This is a genomic window from Thiohalobacter sp. IOR34 (assembly GCF_030406045.1).
Lineage (GTDB): Bacteria > Pseudomonadota > Gammaproteobacteria > Thiohalobacterales > Thiohalobacteraceae.
Map to the genome: position 1 here is coordinate 466,499 of NZ_CP128988.1, position 17,822 is coordinate 484,320.

The window sequence follows — 17,822 nt, forward strand, 5'->3', positions numbered from 1 at the left end:
CACCGCAGTAGTGACATGATCGTTCAAACAGGCCCTAGTCGATCACCACGTGCGGGGATTCGATGCCGAGGTGGCTGAGGTTCTCGGCCATGCGGTCCGCTTCCTCGACACTGGCCAGGGGTCCGATGCGCACCCGGAACACGGTCCGCTGGCGGTTCAGGCCGCGCAGGATGTGTACCGGCCGGGCCAGGGCGCCCAGCCGCTGGCGCAGCCGTTCGGCGTTGCTGCGGCTGCTGAAGGCGCCGACCTGCAGGTAGAGTTCGGCGCTGCCGTGGTGGACGGCTGCGCCGGCCGAGGCGCTGCGCAGCGGCGGCCGTGCCTCGGGTTCGCCCGGGGTGATGGCCCGCACCTCGACCAGCCCGGTGCCCTTGCCGACGATGCCCAGCTTGCGGGCGGCGGCGTAGGACAGGTCGATCAGGCGGTTGTCGTGGAAGGGGCCGCGGTCGTTGATCTTGACCACCACCGAGCGGCCGTTGCGCAGATTGGTGACCCGCGCATAGGTCGGCAGCGGCAGGGTCTTGTGCGCAGCGGTCATGGCGTACATGTCGTAGGGCTCGCCGCTGGAGGTGCGGCGGCCGTGGAACTTGGTGCCGTACCAGGAGGCGATGCCGCGCTCGACGTAGCCACGGCTGCTGTGCCGGACGTAGTAGCGCTTGCCGCGCACCACATAGGAATCGGGATTGCCGTAGCGGCTGCGCGGTTCGTGGCGCGGCACGGCGTCGGGGATGCGGGATACATCGACGTAGCGGTCGGGGCCGCCGTCGCGGCTGACGAGACCGCCCCCGCTGCAGCCGGCGAGCCCAATGATCGTGGCCAGTGCCAGCAGGCCGCGACGCTGGTTGCTACCCCGCTTCATGCAGGCATTATCGGCCAATTCAGCGCAAACCGGAACCGTGCCGGATTCCGCCGGCCCGGCCGACACCTATTCCAGCGGCTCGCCGGCCGCGCGTGCCTCGCTGATGGCCTCGGCGAGCTGGTGTACGGCCATGGCGTAGAGGGGGCTGCGGTTGTAGCGGGTGATGACATGGAAGTTGTTGAAGACGGCCCAGTATTCCGGGGTCTTGCGGCCCTCCAGGGCGAGCAGGGCGACCTTCTCGCCGGCCGGTGGCTCGCCGTCCAGGCGGATGCCGAGGCCGGCCAGGCGCGTCACCGGCAGGCTGGGTTTCAGGCCCTTGTCCAGCAGCGGTTTCCAGGACTCGCCGCTGACCCGGGCGCGCAGCGCGACCGGCCCTCCCAGCTGCCAGCCGTGGCGGCGCAGGTAGTTGGCGACGCTGGCGATGATGTCGCGCCGGCTGTTCCACAGGTCGCGCTGCCCGTCGCCGTCGAAGTCCACGGCATAGCGCCGGTAGCTGCTGGGGATGAACTGGCCGTGGCCCATGGCGCCGGCATAGGAGCCGGTCGCCTTCAGCGGGTCCACCCCTTCCTCGCGTGCCAGCAACAGGAACTGCTCCAGCTGGCCGCGGAAGAAATCGGCCCGCGGCGGGTAGTCGAAGCCCAGGGTGGCGAGGGCGTCCAGCACCCGGTAGCGCCCGGCGTGGCGGCCGTAGCGCGTTTCCACGCCGATGATGGCGACCACCAGCGCCGGGTCGACCGCCAGCGCCTCGCGCACCTGGTCGAGGATCCGCGCATTGCGGTTCCAGTAGTCGACGCCGCCCTCGATACGCGCCTGATTGACGAAGATCGGCCGGTACTGGTACCAGGGCTTGGCCTCGGCCGGGCGCGAGATGGCGTCGAGGATGCTCTGCTTGCGTCGTGCGGCATCGATCAGTGCCTGCACCTCTTGTCGATCGAGGCCGTGCTTCTCGACCATGAGCTGCACGAAACGCTGTGCCTCAGGCCGGTCGCTGTAGTCGCCGGCGGCGGCCGGGCCGGCGGTCAGCCACAGGCAGAGGGGGAGGAGTAGGGCAGCAAGGGGGTTCATGAGGCGCTCATCCCGGCAGGAGCTTGCGATGGGTGTGGATCGACATGAGGATACCGAAACCGGCCATCAGGGTCACCATGGAGGTGCCACCGTAGCTGATCAGCGGCAGCGGCAGGCCGACCACCGGCAGCAGGCCGCTGACCATGCCGGTGTTGACGATCAGGTAGACGAAGAAGGTCAGGGCCAGGCTGCCACCGAGCAGGCGGGTGAAGGTGTCCTGGGCCTGGGTGGCGATGTACAGGCTGCGCAGCACGATGAAGCTGTAGACCGCCAGCACCACCAGGATGCCGAGCAGGCCGAATTCCTCGCCGAGCACGGCGAAGATGAAGTCGGTGGAGCGCTCGGGCAGGAACTCCAGGTGGGCCTGGGTGCCGTTCAGCCAGCCCTTGCCGTACAGGCCGCCGGAACCGATGGCGATCTTCGACTGGATGATGTGATAGCCGGCGCCCAGCGGGTCCTTCTCCGGATCGAGGAAGGTGAGCACCCGCTGGCGCTGGTAGTCGCGCATGAAATACCAGAGCAGCGGCAGGCCGGCGCCGGCGAGCAGCGCCAGGCCGCCCAGCAGCCGCCAGGAGATGCCGGCCAGGAAGAGCACGAAGAAGCCGGCGCTGGCGATCAGCAGCGAGGTGCCGAGGTCCGGCTGCTTGGCGATCAGCAGGGTCGGCAGCGCGATCAGCGCACCGCCGATGAGCAGGCGGCGGAAGTCGGGCGGCAGGCGGGCCTCGGCCAGGTACCAGGCGAGCATCATCGGCACCGTCAGCTTCATCATCTCCGACGGCTGGAAGCGCACCACCCCCAGGTCCAGCCAGCGCTGCGCTCCCTTGCCGACGTCGCCCATCACCAGCACCGCCAGCAGCAGCACGATACCGGCGCCAAACAGCCAGGGTGTCCAGCGCAGCAGCAGCGAGGGCGGTATCTGCGCCACCAGCAGCAGGGTGCCGAAGGCCAGGCCCAGGCGGACCAGCTGGCGTTCCACCAGCGCCTCGTTCTGCCCGGCCGCGCTGTAGAGGATGACCAGCCCGAAGCCGCACAGCACGATCAGGCCGAGCAGCAACGGGCCGTCCAGGTGGATGCGCTGCAGCCAGCTGCGGCGGGTGCCCGAGCCGGGGTTAATCAGTTCCATCGGCCTGTCCCTCCCCGAAATAGGCGTCGAAGATGCGGCGTGCGATCGGTGCCGCCACGGCCGCTCCGGAGCCACCGTTCTCGACCACCACCGCCACTGCCAGCCGCGGCTCATCGGCCGGGGCGAAGGCGACGAACAGGGCGTGGTCGTGGAGGCGCTTGGCAATCTTCTCCGCGTCGTATTTCTCCTCCTGGGCCAGTCCGAAGACCTGGGCGGTGCCGGTCTTGCCGGCGATCCGGTAGTCGATGCCCTGGCCGATGCGCCGTGCCGTGCCGCGGCGGCCGTGGACCACCTCGATCATGGCGTCGATGGCGGTCTCCCAGTTGTGCCGCTCGTGGATGGGGATCTGCCGCGGCGGGTCGAGATGGACCGGCTGCAGGCTGCCGTCGGCGGGTGGCTGCAGGGCGCGCACCACATGCGGCCGGTACAGCTTGCCGTAACTGCCGAGGGCGGCAGTGGCCACCGCGAGCTGCAGCGGTGTGGCGAGGTTGAAGCCCTGGCCGATTCCGCTGATCAGGGTCTCGCCAGGGAACCAGGGTTCGTTGCGGGTACGGCGCTTCCAGGCGCTGGAGGGCAGCAGGCCGCCCAGTTCGCCGACGATGTCGATGCCGGTCTTGGCGCCGAAACCGAACTGGGCCAGGAAGTCGTGCATGCGGTCGATGCCCAGCGAGCGGGCCAGGTCGTAGAAGTACACGTCACAGGACTGGCTGATGGCGCCGAGCAGGTCCACGGTGCCGTGACCGCCGCGTTTCCAGTCGCGGTATTTGTGTTCCTGGCCGGGCAGGCTGTAGTAGCCGGGACAGAAGGTGTGGCTGTGCGAGGTGGTGACGCCGAGTTCCAGGCCGGCCAGGCCGATGAAGGGCTTGAGCGTCGAGCCCGGCGGGTACTGGCCACGCAGGGCGCGGTTGAACAGCGGTCGGTCCGGGTCCGACTGCAGGGCCTGGTAGTCCCGGTATTCGATGCCCTTGACGAAGGGATTGGGGTCGTAGTTGGGCAGGCTGACCAGCGCCAGCACGGCGCCATTGCGTGGATCGATGGCGACCGCCGAACCGTTGTAGTCGCCAAAGGCCGCCTCGGCTGCCTGCTGCAGGCGGGCATCCAGGGTCAGGTAGAGGTTGCTGCCGGGTACCGGCGGCTGGCGTTCCAGCACCCGCAGGGTGCGGCCCTGGGCATTGGTCTCCACCTCGCGGTAGCCCACGGTGCCGTGCAGCACGTCTTCGTAGGTCTTCTCGATGCCCACCTTGCCGGTGTGGGTGGTACCGCGGTAGTTGGCCTCGTCGAGGGTCTGCAGGTCCTGCTCGTTGATGCGTCCGACATAGCCGATGACGTGGGCCGCTTCGCGGCCCAGCGGGTAGTGGCGGGAGAGGCCGGCGCGGATCTCGATGCCGGGAAAACGGTGGCGGTTGCTGGCGAAGCGGGCCACCTCGTCGTCGCTGAGGTGCAGCCGCAGCGGCACCCCCTCGAAGGCGTGCATGCGCCGGCGCGCCTTCTCGAAGCGCTCCAGGTCGTAGGGACGGATCTCGACCAGTTCGCCCAGTTGCTGCAGGGTTGTGTCCATGTCCGCCACCTGTTCGGGGATCACCTCCAGCCGGTAGGAGGGCAGGTTCTCGGCCAGCAGGACGCCGTTGCGGTCGAAGATCAGGCCGCGGTTTGGGGGGATGGGTTCAAGCTTGATCCGGTTGTGCTCGGACAGCGTGCGGTAGTGCTCGTGGGCCACCACCTGCAGATAGACCAGGCGGCCGACCAGGGCCATCAGCAGCAGCGCCGCGCCGAGCAGGGCGGCGATGGCACGGCGCATGAACAGCCGGCTTTCCAGCAGGTTGTCCTTGATGGTGATGCGGCGGGCCATGGCGCGGGGCGGCGGACCCTAGCTGACCCGGAAGCCGCGGCGCAAGCGGCGCAGCAGGCTGAACACCAGCGGCCAGAGCAGGGCGCCGACCAGCGATGGTACCCAGTACAGCCAGGCGTGGATCGGCCGGCCGATGATGCCGTTGATCCACAGCATCAGCAGCTGGGCCAGGGTCAGCAGCACCAGGATGCTGAGGCTCTGCTGCCAGAGGGGATAGAGGCGGATGCGCTGGTGCAGCTTGATCACCAGGTAGACGGCGACCGCATAGGCCAGGGCATGCTGGCCAAGCAGTGTGCCGGTGAGCACGTCCTGCAGCAGGCCGGTCAGCCAGCCGATGCCGACCCCGATCCGTTGCGGCAGGGCCAGGCTCCAGTAGAGCAGTGCCAGCAGGGCCCAGTCCGGCCGCCAGGCGCGCAACCCTTCGGGCAAGGGTACGATGCCGAGCAGCAGGGCGATGAGCAGGGTCACGGCGATCACTCCGCCACCCTGGTGGCGGCCGAGCACGCTCATGGCGTGGCCTCCGCTGCCTCGTCAGCGGCGTCGCTGGCCGTCCCGGCCGGTGCGCGGCGGGCCGGCCAGACCAGCAATACCTCGCGGCTGCGGTCCAGCTCGGCCAGCGGCCGGGCGACGACCCGGGCGAAGGCCTGACCTGGATCGAGCTGCACCTTGGACACCACGCCCACCGGGTAACCGTGTGGAAAGCGGCCACCGAGACCGGAGCTGACCAGCAGGTCGCCGACCTGGATGTCGGCGCTGTTGGGGATGTGGGGCAGCGACAGGCGGTCGATGGAGCCGATGCCGAGGGCGATGGTGCGCAGGCCGTTGCGGTTGACCTGTACCGGGATGGCATGGGCCGGGTCGGTGATCAGCATGGCGGTGGCGGTGAAGGGTCCGACGTGCACGACCTGGCCCATGATGCCGTTGGCGTCGACCAGCGGCTGGCCGTCGAATACCCCCTGGCGGCTGCCCTTGTTGAGCACCACTTCGTGCCGATAGGGGTCGAGATCGACCGACAACAATTCGGCGATCAGCACCCGCTCGCCAACCTTGAAGGAGGAATCCAGCAGTTCGCGCAGGCGCAGGTTTTCCGCCTGGAGGGCGGAGAGCTTCTGCAACTCGGCCTTGAGCACCAGGTGTTCGGTGTGCAGCCGGGCGTTCTCCTCGGCCAGGTGACGGCGGGTGGCGAAGGATTCGTGCAGCCATTCGCCGAAGCTGTTGGGCAGGTCGACCACCAGCTGCAGGGGATAGACGGCGACCGATAGCGCCGAGCGCAGGCTCTCCAGGTGCTGCTGGCGGTGATCCAGGGTCATCAGCGCCACGGAGGCCAGCACGAATACCGCCAGGCGGACGGTGAGGGAGGGGCCTTGTGTGAACAGGAGCTTGATCGGGGGCCTCGCTTGCTAGCCCGCATATTGCACGAAGGATTCGAGTTTCAGGGCGAATCTGGCCAAGCAGTTTGTTCGATCGCCCGCCGAAACATAGCCGTAGCTAGGGTTCAAGGGCGATCGGGCAAAATGCGCCGCCAGATTTGGTCTGAACTCGAATAGGCACAAACTGTAGCAGGGCACAATTGCTCGCATAGGGAATCACTGCCTTGATATATACCGGAAAAATTACGCTTTCAAGGCCGCCTTCGTGCAATATGCGGGCTAGGCGCAGGGGATGCCTGAATTATACGGAAAAAGATAGCAGGAATCGTGCCGTGCCCATTCCGGCAGGGCACGGCAGGCAGCGGCCCCGCCCCGCCGGGCGGCCTATTCCAGGGCGAAGACGTCGCCGCCCTTCTCGTCCATCATCTCCAGGGCCCGGCCACCGCCGCGGGCGACACAGGTCAGCGGGTCGTCGGCGACCACCACCGGCAGGCCGGTTTCCTCCATCAGCAGCCGGTCCAGATCCTTGAGCAGGGCGCCGCCGCCGGTGAGCACGATGCCGCGTTCGGCCACGTCGGCGCCCAGCTCCGGCGGGGTCTGCTCCAGGGCGGTCTTGACCGCGCCGACGATGCCCGACAGCGGCTCCTGCAGGGCCTCGAGGATCTCGTTGCTGTTGAGGGTGAAGCTGCGCGGGATGCCCTGCGCCAGGTTGCGGCCCTTGACCTCGATCTCGGCCACCTCGTTACCGGGATAGGCCGAGCCGATCTCGTGCTTGATGCGCTCCGCCGTGGCCTCGCCGATCAGGGTGCCATAGTTGCGGCGCACGTAGTTGACGATGGCCTCGTCGAAGCGGTCGCCGCCGATCCGCACCGAGGCCGAGTAGACGATGCCGTTCAGGGAGATGACCGCCACCTCGGAGGTGCCGCCGCCGATGTCCAGTACCATGGAGCCCCGCGCCTCGTCGACCGGCATGCCGGCGCCGATCGCCGCCGCCATGGGCTCCTCGATCAGATAGACCTCGCGCGCGCCGGCGCCGGCCGCCGACTCCTTGATGGCGCGCCGCTCCACCTGGGTGGAGCCGCAGGGGACGCAGATCAGCACCCTGGGGCTGGGGCGGATGAAGCGGCCCTCGTGGACCTTGTGGATGAAGTGCTGCAGCATCTTCTCGGTGACCGTGAACTCGGCGATCACCCCGTCCTTCAGCGGGCGGATGGCGGTGATGTTGCCCGGCGTGCGGCCGAGCATGCGCTTGGCCTCCAGACCCACCGCGGCGATGCTCTTCGGGCTGCCCGGTCCGCGGTCCTGGCGGATGGCCACCACCGACGGCTCGTCCAGCACGATCCCCTGGTCGCGGACATAGATCAGGGTGTTGGCGGTGCCGAGGTCGATGGAGAGGTCGTTGGAGAAGAGTCCTAAAAGTCGTTTGAATCCCAGCATGGAACGGATGTGCCTCCTAGGGCCTGTTAACACTACCCCAATGTGCTCTGCTGGGACTGTTTTTCCGTCCAGCAAGGCAGAATGAGCGAGGTGTAGTCAGTCTACATGAGCGAATGATAACGCCGCTGGGCGGAAAAACAGCCCCAGCCCCGCGGGTTGCGCCTGAAAAAGCGCCACTCCGCGTTGCTCGTCGTTCATTTGGAGTCACCAAACTGCTCTCCTCGCGCCTTGATTGGCGCTTTTTCAGGCGCAACAGAGCCCATTGGGGTAGTGTTAACAGGCCCTAGGCGCGAGGGGCTGGCGGTGCCCGGCCTGCCGGACGCGCTCCCTCCCTGCCAGCACCGGGAGCAAGATTTCAGACGCGGGCCGATGCGCCGCGGGCCGATGTCCGGCGTAATGTAACAACGGGTAGGGCTTTGGGCAAGGCGCCAAGTGTGCTAATTTTCCCGTTTTGCGAAACCCGACCCCAAGCGAGGAGCCGTTATGGCGCTGGAGCCTTCCGAAGTCGAAAAGATCGCCCATCTGGCGCGTCTGGCCATCGAGCCGGCCGACGTTCCGGAATATGCCCGCAACCTGAGCGACATCCTGGCCTTCGTCGAGCAGCTGAACGGCGTCGACACCGCCGACGTGCTGCCCATGGCCCACCCCCTGGATGCTGCCCAGCGGCTGCGCCCGGACGTGGTCACCGAGAGCGACCAGCGCGACAAGTTCCAGGCCATCGCCCCGGCGGTCGAGGCCGGCCTCTATCTGGTGCCGAAGGTGATCGAGTGACCACCGCCGTCCCCGGACCGTCCCGCCATTTCTCCGAAGCCGAGTCTGCACATGCACAATAAATCGATCGCCGAGCTGGCCAGCGCGCTGGCGGCAAAGGAATTCTCCAGCGAGGAGCTGACCCGTCACTGCCTGGATCGCATCGCCGCGCACGACGGCCGCCTGAACAGCTTCATCAGCGTCACCGAAGACGAGGCGCTGGCAGCCGCGCGCGAGGCCGACGCACGTATCGCCGCCGGCGAGGCCGGCCCGCTGACCGGCATCCCCTATGCCCACAAGGACATCTTCTGCACCGATGGCGTGCGCACCAGCTGCGGTTCGAAGATGCTGGACAATTTCATCGCCCCCTACGATGCGACGGTGACGGCGAAGCTGCGCGCGGCCGGCGCGGTGATGCTGGGCAAGACCAACATGGACGAGTTCGCCATGGGTTCGTCCAACGAGACCAGCTTCTACGGCCCGGTGAAGAACCCCTGGGACCTGGAGCGGGTGCCGGGCGGTTCCTCGGGCGGCTCGGCCGCGGCGGTGGCGGCCCGCCTGGCGCCGCTCGCCACCGGTACCGACACCGGTGGCTCCATCCGTCAGCCGGCGGCGCTGACCGGCATCACCGGCATCAAGCCGACCTACGGCCGGGTGTCGCGCTACGGCATGATCGCCTTTGCCTCCAGTCTCGACCAGGGCGGCCCCTTTGCCCGCAGTGCCGAGGATGCCGCCTGGCTGCTCGCCGCCATGGCCGGCTTCGACGAGCGCGACTCGACCAGCGTCGACCGTCCAGTGGATGACTACGCGGCGCACCTGAACGACGACATCCGCGGCCTCAAGGTCGGTCTGCCGAAGGAATATTTCGGCGAGGGGCTGGATCCCGGTGTGGGGGCGGTGATCGAGACGGCGGTCGAGGAGTTGAAGAAGCTTGGCGCCGAGCCGGTGGAGATCAGCCTGCCCAACACTGCGTTGGCCGTGCCGACCTACTACGTCGTGGCGCCTGCCGAGTGCTCCTCCAACCTGTCGCGCATGGACGGGGTGCGTTTCGGCCACCGCTGCGAGAACCCCAGGGATCTCGAGGATCTCTACAAGCGCTCGCGCGGCGAGGGCTTCGGGCCCGAGGTCAAGCGGCGCATCATGATCGGCACCTATGCCCTGTCGGCGGGCTACTACGATGCCTATTATCTGAAGGCGCAACAGATGCGGCAGCTGATCGCGGACGATTTCCGCCAGGCCCTGGAACAGGTCGACCTCATCCTCGGCCCCACCTCGCCGAGCACCGCCTTCCGCCTGGGCGAGAAGGTCGACGACCCGGTCACCATGTACCTGTCGGACATCTACACCATCGCCGTCAACCTGGCGGGGTTGCCCGGCATGTCGATCCCGGCCGGTTTTTCCGCGGGCATGCCGGTCGGCCTGCAACTGATCGGCAACTACTTCGACGAGGCGCGGCTGCTCAACGTCGCCCATCGGTACCAGCAGGTCACCGACTGGCATACCCGGGTTCCGGCGTCGTTCGAATGACGGATTCATATCAAAGGTAAACACGAATATGGAATGGGAAGCGGTCATCGGGCTTGAGATCCACGCTCAGCTCGCCACCAGGAGCAAGATCTTCTCCGGCGCGGCCACGGCCTACGGGGCGCCGCCCAACACCCAGGCCTGCGCCGTCGATCTCGGCCTGCCGGGGGTGTTGCCGGTGCTCAACGAAGGCGTGGTGCGCATGGCCGCCAAGTTCGGCCTGGCGACCCATTCCACGGTGGCCCGGCGCTCGGTGTTCGCGCGCAAGAACTATTTCTATCCCGACCTGCCCAAGGGCTACCAGATCAGCCAGTACGAGCTGCCCATCGTGCACGACGGCTGGCTGGACATCGAACTCGAGGACGGCTCGGTCAAGCGCATCGGCATCACCCGCGCCCATCTGGAAGAAGACGCCGGCAAGTCGCTGCACGAGGATTTTCACGGCATGACCGGCATCGACCTCAACCGTGCCGGCACGCCGCTGCTGGAGATCGTCTCCGAGCCGGACCTGCGTTCGGCCAGGGAGGCCGTCGCCTACATGAAGAAGCTGCACTCGCTGGTGCGCTACCTGGAGATCTGCGACGGCAACATGCAGGAGGGGTCGTTTCGCTGCGATGCCAACATCTCCGTGCGGCCGAAGGGGCAGGAGGAATTCGGCACCCGTGCCGAGATCAAGAACATCAATTCCTTCCGCTTCGTGGAGCGCGCCATCAACTACGAGATCGAGCGCCAGATCGATCTGCTGGAATCCGGCGGCACGGTGGTGCAGGAGACCCGCCTGTACGACGCCAACAAGGACGAGACCCGCTCCATGCGCGCCAAGGAGGAGGCCAACGACTACCGCTATTTCCCGGACCCGGACCTGCTGCCGCTGGTGCTGGACGATGCCTTCATCGAAGAGGTGCGTGCCACCCTGCCGGAGCTGCCGGATGCCAAGAAGCAGCGCTTCATCGACGACTACGGCCTCAAGGCCTACGACGCCGGCGTGCTCACCGCCACCCGCGAGATGGCCGACTACTACGAGGCGGTGGTGGCCGCCGCCGGCGGCGACGGCAAGCTGGCCGCCAACTGGGTGATGGGCGAATTTTCCGGTGCGCTCAACAAGGACGGCATCGACATCACCGAATCGCCGATCAGTGCCGAGGCGCTGGGCGGCCTCCTGCAGCGCATTGCCGACAACACCATCTCCGGCAAGATCGCCAAGCAGGTGTTCGAGGCCATGTGGGCCGGCGAGGGCAGCGCCGACGAGGTGATCGAGAAAAAGGGCCTGAAGCAGATCACTGATCCGGCCGCCATCGAGGCCATGATCCGCGAGGTGATGGAGGCCAATCCCAAGCAGGTCGAGCAGTACCGGGGCGGTCAGGAGAAGCTGTTCGGCTTCTTCGTCGGCCAGGTGATGAAGGCCTCGCGGGGCAAGGCCAATCCGGCCGAGGTCAACAAACTGTTGAAGGCGCTCCTCAGCGAGTGAGGGACCACCCCGGAAAGCACGAAAATTGCCCCGGGGTTTACGGCGTCGCGTGGCGCGCGGACGCCGCAAAGGACCCTGTGGTGGATTCCGCGGATTTCGTGGCCATTGTCTTGCGGTCCGCACGTTAAAGAACCATGACCGACCGCGACGTCCTCAACCGTTTCGTCTTCGAGCACACCCATGTGCGCGGTGAGCTGGTGCACCTGGACGCCACCTGGCAGGCGGTGCTGTCGCGGCACCACTATCCGCCGTTGATCCGCGATCTACTGGGGCAGGCGATGGCGGCGGCGGTGTTGCTCTCCACCACCCTCAAGTCCGGTGCCTCCCTGACCCTGCAGCTCAGCGGCGACGGGCCGCTCTCCATGCTGGTGGTGCAGGCCAGTGCCGCACGCACCCTGCGCGGTCTGGCCCACTGGCGTGAGCCGCTGCCGGAGGACGCCCACCTGGGCCGGCTGGCGGGCCGGGCACGGCTGGTCATCACCCTCGATCCGGGCGAGGGGAAGGAGCGCTATCAGGGCATCGTGGCGGTCGAGGACGAGGCCAGCCTGGCCGATGCCCTGAGTGACTATTTCGCCCGTTCCGAGCAACTGGAGACCCGGCTCTGGCTGGCGGCCAACGGCGAGCGGGCCGCCGGCTTGTTGCTGCAGGCCCTGCCCGGCGGCAGCGAGGACGCCGATGCCTGGCCGCGCATGCGGCACCTCGGCAGCACCCTGAGCGAGGCGGAGCTGCTCGATCTGTCCCACCGCGAGATCCTCCATCGCCTGTTTCACGAGGAGGATGTGCGGCTGTTCGAGGCCGAGCCGGTCAGTTTCCGTTGCAGTTGCTCGCGCCAGCGCATCGAGAACATGCTGCGCGGCCTGGGTTACGACGAGGTGCAGGGCATCCTCGCCGACGAGGGCGCGGTACAGGTCGACTGCGAGTTCTGCAATCAGCAGTACGTCTTCGATGCCGTGGACGTGGAGCAGCTCTTCGCCGCTTCCGATCAGCCCCGCGTGCCCAGCACCCGCCACTGATCCCCGATCGTTGCGAAAACCCGGGCGCCGTCTCGTAGGTCGGATTAGGCGCGTAGCGCCGTAATCCGACGGACTTCCACGATCCTCGTCGGATGTATCCCGCATTTCGGTGGAAACACGTCGGATTACGCCGCTACGCGGCTAATCCGACCTACGCTCTGATTCCTCATTCTTCGACGACTTCGAGTTCGACCGGGCGCACGTGGCCGTCACCCAGCCGGTAGCCGCGCATTTCCAGCACGCCCTCGGTATTGAGTGAGATGATCAGATACAGGGCCTCGGGGTAGGCGGCCTCCTGCAGGTCGGTTGCCGAGGGCTCGGCCGGGGCATGGGGGTGGGAGTGGTAGATGGCGAACAGCGACTCGCCGCCCTCGCGCATCCGGCGCATGGCGTCGATCTGGCCGGCGGGGTCCATCTGGAACAGACGGCCCGGCTCGCGGGCGACATTGGGCACCGGGTAGACGTGCAGCCGTCCTTCCGCGTCGCGGCCGATCAGGCCGCAGACCTCGATCTCCGCTGACTGCTGCGCCTGGCTGAGCAGGCGGTTGACGAGGGTCCGGGGGAGTCGGGTCATGGTCGCTGGGAGGTGAGGATCGATGGCGGCGTATGATACTCGAACGTCCCCTGGTGCGTAACCCGCTTCAGTCGGGGCTGGCCACCACCCGGTTGCGGCCGCCATGCTTGGCCGCATAGAGCGCCTGGTCGGCGCGGTCGATCAGGCCCTGGCGGCTGAGCGTCATCTCCGGGCCGGCCGGCAGGCAGCCGATGCCGGCACTCAGGGTCAGTACGCCGAAGGGTGACTCGGCATGTTCGATGCCGCGGGCGTGCAGTGATTCGACCAGCCGGCGTGCCAGCAGCGCGGCGCCTTCCAGGTCGGTCTCCGGGGTGAGGATCAGCAGTTCCTCGCCGCCGTAGCGGTACAGGCGGTCGCAGCGGCGGATGCCTTCCTGCAGGTGCCGGCCGACCTGGCGCAGGGCCTCGTCGCCCTGGGTGTGGCCGTAGCGGTCGTTGTAGCGCTTGAAGAAATCCACGTCCACCAGGATGACGCAGCAGGAACGGTGATAGCGCCGTGCCGCGGCCAGGGTGTGGTCGAGGTCGATCTCCATGGCGCGCCGGTTGCCGATGCCGAGCAGGGCATCGGTCATGGACAGGGCGAGCAGCCGTTCGTTGGCCTCGGCCAGCTCGGCGGTGCGCTGCCGGATGGAGCGTTCCAGGGCCTCGTGCTGGCGTTCGGTAAAGCGCAGATAGGCGTTGGCCAGTTCAAAGAAGGTGATCAGGCCGGTCAGCCGGCCGCCACCGTCGACCACCGGCAGATGGCGGATCTTGCGGGAATGGGTGATGACCAGCGCCTCGAACACCGTGGCATCCTCGCGCAGCGAGGCGGGATCGGCTGTCATGATGGCCTCGGCCAGCGCTTCGCCGGGGATGCCGCCCTCGGCGACGAATTTCACCAGGTCACGTTCGGTGATGATGCCCTTGGGCACGTCCTGTTCGACGATCACCACGCAGGAACAGCACTGTTCCATCATCGCCTTGAGGATGTCCGTCAGCGGTGTCTGGGCAGTGGCGGTGGCCGGCACGGCCTGCATCAGTTCGCGGACCTGCATCTCCTGCATCAGGCGCGCCCCTGGTCATCGAGCGGGGCCGCGTCACCCGCCTGGCAGGTCGGGCAGGCCGGATCCGGCCTGAGCCGCAGTTCGCGAAACTCGAGCCGGGCGGCATCGAAGATCAGCAGTCGGCCGTGCAGGCTCTCGCCGACGCCGGTCAGCACCTTGATCGCCTCCAGGGCCTGCAGGCTGCCGATCACCCCCACCACCGGGGCCAGGATGCCGTTCTCGGCGCAGGTCTGTTCCGCCTCCTCGCCCTCGCGGTACAGGCAGCGGTAGCAGGGGCCCTCGCCGAGATCGGCGCGGAACACCGCCAGCTGGCCCTCCATACGGATGGCGGCGCCCGAGACCAGCGGACGGCGTGCCGCGACACAGGCGGCGTTGATGGCGAAGCGGGTGTCGAAGTTGTCGCTGGCGTCGATCACCAGGTCGGCGGCGCTTACCGCTTCGATCAGGGCTGTGCCCTGCAGGCGGGTGTGCAGTGGGGTGACCCGGAGGTCGGGGTTGATGGCCTGCAGCCGGGTCTCGGCCGAGGCCACCTTGGGCCGGCCGAGGTCGGCCTGGCCGTGCAGGATCTGACGCTGCAGGTTGGAGAGGTCGACCCTGTCATCGTCGGCGATGACGATCCGGCCGACGCCGGCCGCAGCCAGGTAGAGGGCGGCCGGCGAGCCGAGGCCGCCGGCGCCGACGATCAGCACCCGGGCGTCGGCCAGCCGCTGCTGGGCCTCGATGCCGAAGGCAGGCAGCATGATCTGGCGGCTGTAGCGCAGCAGTTGTTCGTCGTGCATGGGTTGCAGGCCGGAAGTCTCGGGACCGGGCAAGGATACCGGAGTCGCCGGTGTGCGGCCAATGCCGGGCTAGCTAGCCCGGATACTGCACCAAGGATTCGATGCTCAGGGCGAGGCTGGCAAAGCAGCTTGGGCGATCGCCCAGGATGCGAAGCCAGAGTCGGCATTCAGGCTGTCATACAAGGCCGAGGTGGCCATGAGGGGTTTGCCTGGACGGGGTGTCTTGCGCCTCGATCGCGGCCTGGAGGCCGCTCCTACCGCCATAGTGCTCCGCCATGCCCCGTAGGAGCGGCCTCCAGGCCGCGATCCCCGGCGGGTCCAGCCACGCCATCATCCGGGGCCGGAGGCAATATCCGGGCTCAGTCCCGCCGGCCGGCCGGCGGAGCCAGTGGGCAGCTCTCCCGGTGGTCCTCTCCCAGTTGGCGCCAGGCGTGTTCCAGGGCATGTTCGGTGCGCCGGAAGATGTGCTCGCGGCCGATGAGATCGAGGAAACCGCTGCGTTCCAGTACCTCCAGCACCTGCCGCTTGACCCGTGAGAGCAGCAGCACGACGCCTGTCTCGCGCAGCTGTTCGGCAACCTGGCGCAGCATCTCTTCGCCGCTGGCATCGATCTGGTTGATGCCCTCGGCGTCGACGATGACGAAACGCAGGGCCGGTTTCTTGGTGAGCTTCTCGCGCACCTTGTCCTCGAAATAGCCGGTGTTGGCGAAGTACAGCGAGCCATCGAAACGCAGCAGGGCGATGTTCTCGCAGGTCGGCAGGCGGTGCAGCTCGGCATCGCGCAGGTTGCCGTCGGCATGGCGGCCGAGCACCACCACCCGCGGCTGCATGGTGCGGTACAGATAGAGGCCAAGCGACAGCAGCACGCCGACGATGATGCCCTGGTCGAGGTGTGGTGCCAGCAGCAGGGTGAGAACGAAGGTGACCAGGGCGACCAGACCGTCGTGCCGGTCCACCTTCCAGGCATAGCGCATGGGGGCGATGCGCACCAGGCCGAACACCGCCAGCATGATCACCGCGGCCAGGGTGGCCTGGGGCAGGTGATACAGCAGCGGGGTCAGCCACAAGAGCACCACCATCACCATCAGGCTGGTGACCACCGAGGAGAAGCCGGTCACGGCCCCGCTGCGGAAATTGATGGCGGAGCGGGAGAAGGAACCGGCCGTCGGGTAACTCTGGAACAGGCTGCCGACGATGTTGCCCAGTCCCTGCCCGATCAGCTCCTGGTTGGCATCGAGGTGCTGCTTGGTCCGGGTGGCCATGCTCTTGGCGATGGCAATGGCTTCCATGAAGCCGATCAGGGCGATGGTGGCGGCGGCGCTCAGCAATTGCAGGATGGCATCCCAGTCGAAGCGTGGCAGGCGCAGTGACGGCAGACCGGAGGGGATGCCGCCGACGACATGACCGCCGCGTCGCAGCCGCAGGCCGCCCTCCGCGTCGATGTCGTGCAGCCGCCAGCCGTCGCTGCGCGGCTGGGCGGCCGGTGGCAGGTGGCCCGGCATGTACAGGCGCAGTCGTCCCTCGCCGTCCTCCGCGAGGGTGAAGGGCACGGCCCTGAGTTCCTTCAGATCGGCTGCCAGGGTCTTCTGCAGGCGTTCCCGCTGCAGCCGCAGGAGGTCGACGGTATGGCGGGTCTCCAGCAGCAGCTGTTCGTCGACCGCGTCCTGGCGGCGCAGGGTTCTCAACCGCTGCTGGGCCACGGCCAGTTCCTGTACCAGGCGGGTCAGTCTGGCCGACAGCCGCTGCCGTTCATCGAGGATGCGCTGCACCTCCTTGCCGACCAGCTCCCCGGGCGTGACGCGCCGCTGCTCGGAAAAGCCGAGGCCCCAGGACAGCAGGCTGGTGATGACCACTGCGGCCAGTACCCCCGGCAGGCGGGGGTTGAGCCGCTGCAGTCCATACATGACGGCGAAGGCGAGGAGCGCCATCAGCAGCGTCGGCAGGTGGGTCTGCTGCGCGGCGGCCTGGAGGACACGCCACACCGTCAGGTAGTGCTGCTCCGCCTTCTCCACCTCGACGCCGAAGATCTTGCCCAACTGCGAGGTGGCGATGATGATTGCCGCGGCGTTGGTGAAGCCAAGGACCACGGGATGGGAGAGAAAGTTGACCAGCACACCGAGCCGCAGCAGGCCCAAGGCCAGCTGGAACAGGCCGACCATCAGCGCAAGCAGTACCGCGTAGGCGACATAACCCTCGCTGCCGCCCGCGGCCAGCGGCTCCAGTGCCGCCGCGGTCATCAGCGAGACCACGGCCACCGGGCCGGTGGCGAGCTGGCGTGAGGAGCCCATGAGGGCGGCGACCAGGGGCGGCAGGAAGGCGGCGTAGAGGCCGTAGTAGGCCGGCAGCCCGGCCAGCTGGGCATAGGCCATGGATTGGGGGATCAGCACCAGGGCGACGGTGACGCCGGCGATCAGATCGGCGCGCAGGGTGGCCAACGAGCGCAGTTCGCCGAGCCAGTCGAGGAAGGGGGCCAGGGTGTGCGGCCAGTTCATCTCCTCCTCCGGATGGCAGGGGTGGCCGCGCCGGTAGCGCCGCCCTACAGATAGCGGCGCCAGTACTCCGGTCGCTGGTCCCGGCAGCCGTGCGGCAGCTGCCGGTAGCGGTTGATGAAGACCGCCTGGGTGCAGTTGCCGCGGCCACGCTGGCAGTTGAGCTGTGCCTGCTGCACCTCCTCGCTGTAGTAGTAGAGGGCCCGGCGCAGCTTGTTGAGGAGATGGTTGTCGAGGTGGAAGCCGAGTTCGGCCAGCAGGGCCTCGATCAACTGCAGGCTGACGCGGCTGACATCGTAGCTGACCGCCAGCAGCTCGGGGCCGCGGGCACTGACCTGGAGGATGCCATCGACGTCGTCCAATACCTGCATGGCGAGGCGCGCCTGATCGGGATGCTCGTGAGGTCCGCGGAAGCAGATCTCGCGATGCTTGATGGTGTCCACTGAGGCCTGTTCGTCCATAGGACCAATCCTAGCCAGTGCG

The 17,822-nt window shown here is 67.6% G+C and carries 16 protein-coding genes; 4 read left to right on the forward strand and 12 right to left on the reverse strand.

Translation table 11 applies throughout. The features are described from left to right. Positions 1–34: 34 nt before the first annotated feature. The 7 genes from QVG61_RS02220 to QVG61_RS02250 all read right to left on the reverse strand — a co-directional run bounded on the left by QVG61_RS02220 (position 35) and on the right by QVG61_RS02250 (position 7,700). Complete coding sequence (locus QVG61_RS02220; protein WP_289931698.1) at positions 35–856, reverse strand: septal ring lytic transglycosylase RlpA family protein; 822 nt, start codon at positions 854–856, stop codon at positions 35–37. Positions 857–922: 66 nt separating this feature from the next. Continuing rightward, complete coding sequence (gene mltB / locus QVG61_RS02225) at positions 923–1,921, reverse strand: lytic murein transglycosylase B (RefSeq protein ID WP_289931699.1); 999 nt, start codon at positions 1,919–1,921, stop codon at positions 923–925. Between the two features lie 7 nt (positions 1,922–1,928). Beyond that, positions 1,929–3,044, reverse strand: coding sequence for a rod shape-determining protein RodA (gene rodA, locus QVG61_RS02230; RefSeq protein ID WP_289931700.1), 1,116 nt, complete (start codon positions 3,042–3,044; stop codon positions 1,929–1,931). After that, positions 3,031–4,893 carry a penicillin-binding protein 2 gene (gene mrdA, locus QVG61_RS02235; RefSeq protein WP_289931701.1) on the reverse strand — a complete coding sequence of 621 codons (1,863 nt, stop codon included), beginning with the start codon at positions 4,891–4,893 and terminating at the stop codon, positions 3,031–3,033. Before mrdA ends, rodA begins: the two co-directional genes overlap by 14 nt. Before the next feature lie 18 nt (positions 4,894–4,911). Next, a complete protein-coding gene (gene mreD, locus QVG61_RS02240) occupies positions 4,912–5,403 on the reverse strand; it encodes a rod shape-determining protein MreD (RefSeq protein WP_289931702.1) in 492 nt (163 codons plus the stop codon). Then, positions 5,400–6,224, reverse strand: a complete 825-nt coding sequence (mreC, locus tag QVG61_RS02245) for a rod shape-determining protein MreC (protein WP_289931703.1) — start codon at positions 6,222–6,224, stop codon at positions 5,400–5,402. Before mreC ends, mreD begins: the two co-directional genes overlap by 4 nt. Positions 6,225–6,647: 423 nt before the next feature. Beyond that, a complete protein-coding gene (locus QVG61_RS02250) occupies positions 6,648–7,700 on the reverse strand; it encodes a rod shape-determining protein (protein ID WP_289931704.1) in 1,053 nt (350 codons plus the stop codon). A gap of 483 nt (positions 7,701–8,183) precedes the next feature. Between QVG61_RS02250 and gatC the strand changes: the two genes are divergently transcribed. The 4 genes from gatC (at position 8,184) to hslO (ending at position 12,455) form a co-directional block, all read left to right on the forward strand. Then, positions 8,184–8,471 (forward strand): Asp-tRNA(Asn)/Glu-tRNA(Gln) amidotransferase subunit GatC, encoded by a 288-nt coding sequence (gene gatC / locus QVG61_RS02255; protein WP_289931705.1) that lies wholly within the window; start codon positions 8,184–8,186, stop codon positions 8,469–8,471. Between the two features lie 51 nt (positions 8,472–8,522). Beyond that, positions 8,523–9,977 carry an Asp-tRNA(Asn)/Glu-tRNA(Gln) amidotransferase subunit GatA gene (gene gatA / locus QVG61_RS02260; protein WP_289931706.1) on the forward strand — a complete coding sequence of 485 codons (1,455 nt, stop codon included), beginning with the start codon at positions 8,523–8,525 and terminating at the stop codon, positions 9,975–9,977. A 28-nt stretch (positions 9,978–10,005) separates the two neighbouring features. Then, the gene (gene gatB / locus QVG61_RS02265) at positions 10,006–11,442 is read left to right on the forward strand and encodes an Asp-tRNA(Asn)/Glu-tRNA(Gln) amidotransferase subunit GatB (RefSeq protein WP_289931707.1); all 1,437 of its coding nucleotides are present in this window, start codon (positions 10,006–10,008) and stop codon (positions 11,440–11,442) included. Between the two features lie 134 nt (positions 11,443–11,576). After that, positions 11,577–12,455: an Hsp33 family molecular chaperone HslO gene (gene hslO, locus QVG61_RS02270; RefSeq protein ID WP_289931708.1), complete on the forward strand. Its 879-nt coding sequence runs from the start codon at positions 11,577–11,579 to the stop codon at positions 12,453–12,455. A gap of 166 nt (positions 12,456–12,621) precedes the next feature. On the opposite strand, the gene QVG61_RS02275 is transcribed toward hslO, so the two are convergent. The 5 genes from QVG61_RS02275 to QVG61_RS02295 form a co-directional block, all read right to left on the reverse strand. After that, the gene (locus QVG61_RS02275) at positions 12,622–13,029 is read right to left on the reverse strand and encodes a M67 family metallopeptidase (protein WP_289931709.1); all 408 of its coding nucleotides are present in this window, start codon (positions 13,027–13,029) and stop codon (positions 12,622–12,624) included. A gap of 67 nt (positions 13,030–13,096) precedes the next feature. Further along, complete coding sequence (locus QVG61_RS02280) at positions 13,097–14,071, reverse strand: GGDEF domain-containing protein (RefSeq protein ID WP_289931710.1); 975 nt, start codon at positions 14,069–14,071, stop codon at positions 13,097–13,099. Then, a complete protein-coding gene (moeB, locus tag QVG61_RS02285) occupies positions 14,071–14,850 on the reverse strand; it encodes a molybdopterin-synthase adenylyltransferase MoeB (RefSeq protein WP_289931711.1) in 780 nt (259 codons plus the stop codon). Before moeB ends, QVG61_RS02280 begins: the two co-directional genes overlap by 1 nt. 359 nt (positions 14,851–15,209) lie before the next feature. Continuing rightward, a complete protein-coding gene (locus QVG61_RS02290; RefSeq protein ID WP_289931712.1) occupies positions 15,210–17,342 on the reverse strand; it encodes a SulP family inorganic anion transporter in 2,133 nt (710 codons plus the stop codon). Positions 17,343–17,386: 44 nt separating this feature from the next. Continuing rightward, the gene (locus QVG61_RS02295; RefSeq protein WP_289931713.1) at positions 17,387–17,800 is read right to left on the reverse strand and encodes a hypothetical protein; all 414 of its coding nucleotides are present in this window, start codon (positions 17,798–17,800) and stop codon (positions 17,387–17,389) included. Positions 17,801–17,822: the final 22 nt, after the last annotated feature.

Bases quoted from the DNA above. Each gene is read 5' to 3' on its own strand.
- mltB (WP_289931699.1), bottom strand. From the start codon at position 1,921: ATGAACCCCCTTGCTGCCCTACTCCTCCCCCTCTGCCTGTGGCTGACC.
- moeB (WP_289931711.1), bottom strand. From the start codon at position 14,850: ATGCACGACGAACAACTGCTGCGCTACAGCCGCCAGATCATGCTGCCT.
- gatA (WP_289931706.1), top strand. From the start codon at position 8,523: ATGCACAATAAATCGATCGCCGAGCTGGCCAGCGCGCTGGCGGCAAAG.
- mreD (WP_289931702.1), bottom strand. From the start codon at position 5,403: ATGAGCGTGCTCGGCCGCCACCAGGGTGGCGGAGTGATCGCCGTGACC.
- QVG61_RS02280 (WP_289931710.1), bottom strand. From the start codon at position 14,071: ATGCAGGAGATGCAGGTCCGCGAACTGATGCAGGCCGTGCCGGCCACC.
- QVG61_RS02290 (WP_289931712.1), bottom strand. From the start codon at position 17,342: ATGAACTGGCCGCACACCCTGGCCCCCTTCCTCGACTGGCTCGGCGAA.
- QVG61_RS02220 (WP_289931698.1), bottom strand. From the start codon at position 856: ATGAAGCGGGGTAGCAACCAGCGTCGCGGCCTGCTGGCACTGGCCACG.
- gatB (WP_289931707.1), top strand. From the start codon at position 10,006: ATGGAATGGGAAGCGGTCATCGGGCTTGAGATCCACGCTCAGCTCGCC.
- rodA (WP_289931700.1), bottom strand. From the start codon at position 3,044: ATGGAACTGATTAACCCCGGCTCGGGCACCCGCCGCAGCTGGCTGCAG.
- mrdA (WP_289931701.1), bottom strand. From the start codon at position 4,893: ATGGCCCGCCGCATCACCATCAAGGACAACCTGCTGGAAAGCCGGCTG.
- gatC (WP_289931705.1), top strand. From the start codon at position 8,184: ATGGCGCTGGAGCCTTCCGAAGTCGAAAAGATCGCCCATCTGGCGCGT.
- QVG61_RS02295 (WP_289931713.1), bottom strand. From the start codon at position 17,800: ATGGACGAACAGGCCTCAGTGGACACCATCAAGCATCGCGAGATCTGC.
- hslO (WP_289931708.1), top strand. From the start codon at position 11,577: ATGACCGACCGCGACGTCCTCAACCGTTTCGTCTTCGAGCACACCCAT.
- QVG61_RS02275 (WP_289931709.1), bottom strand. From the start codon at position 13,029: ATGACCCGACTCCCCCGGACCCTCGTCAACCGCCTGCTCAGCCAGGCG.
- QVG61_RS02250 (WP_289931704.1), bottom strand. From the start codon at position 7,700: ATGCTGGGATTCAAACGACTTTTAGGACTCTTCTCCAACGACCTCTCC.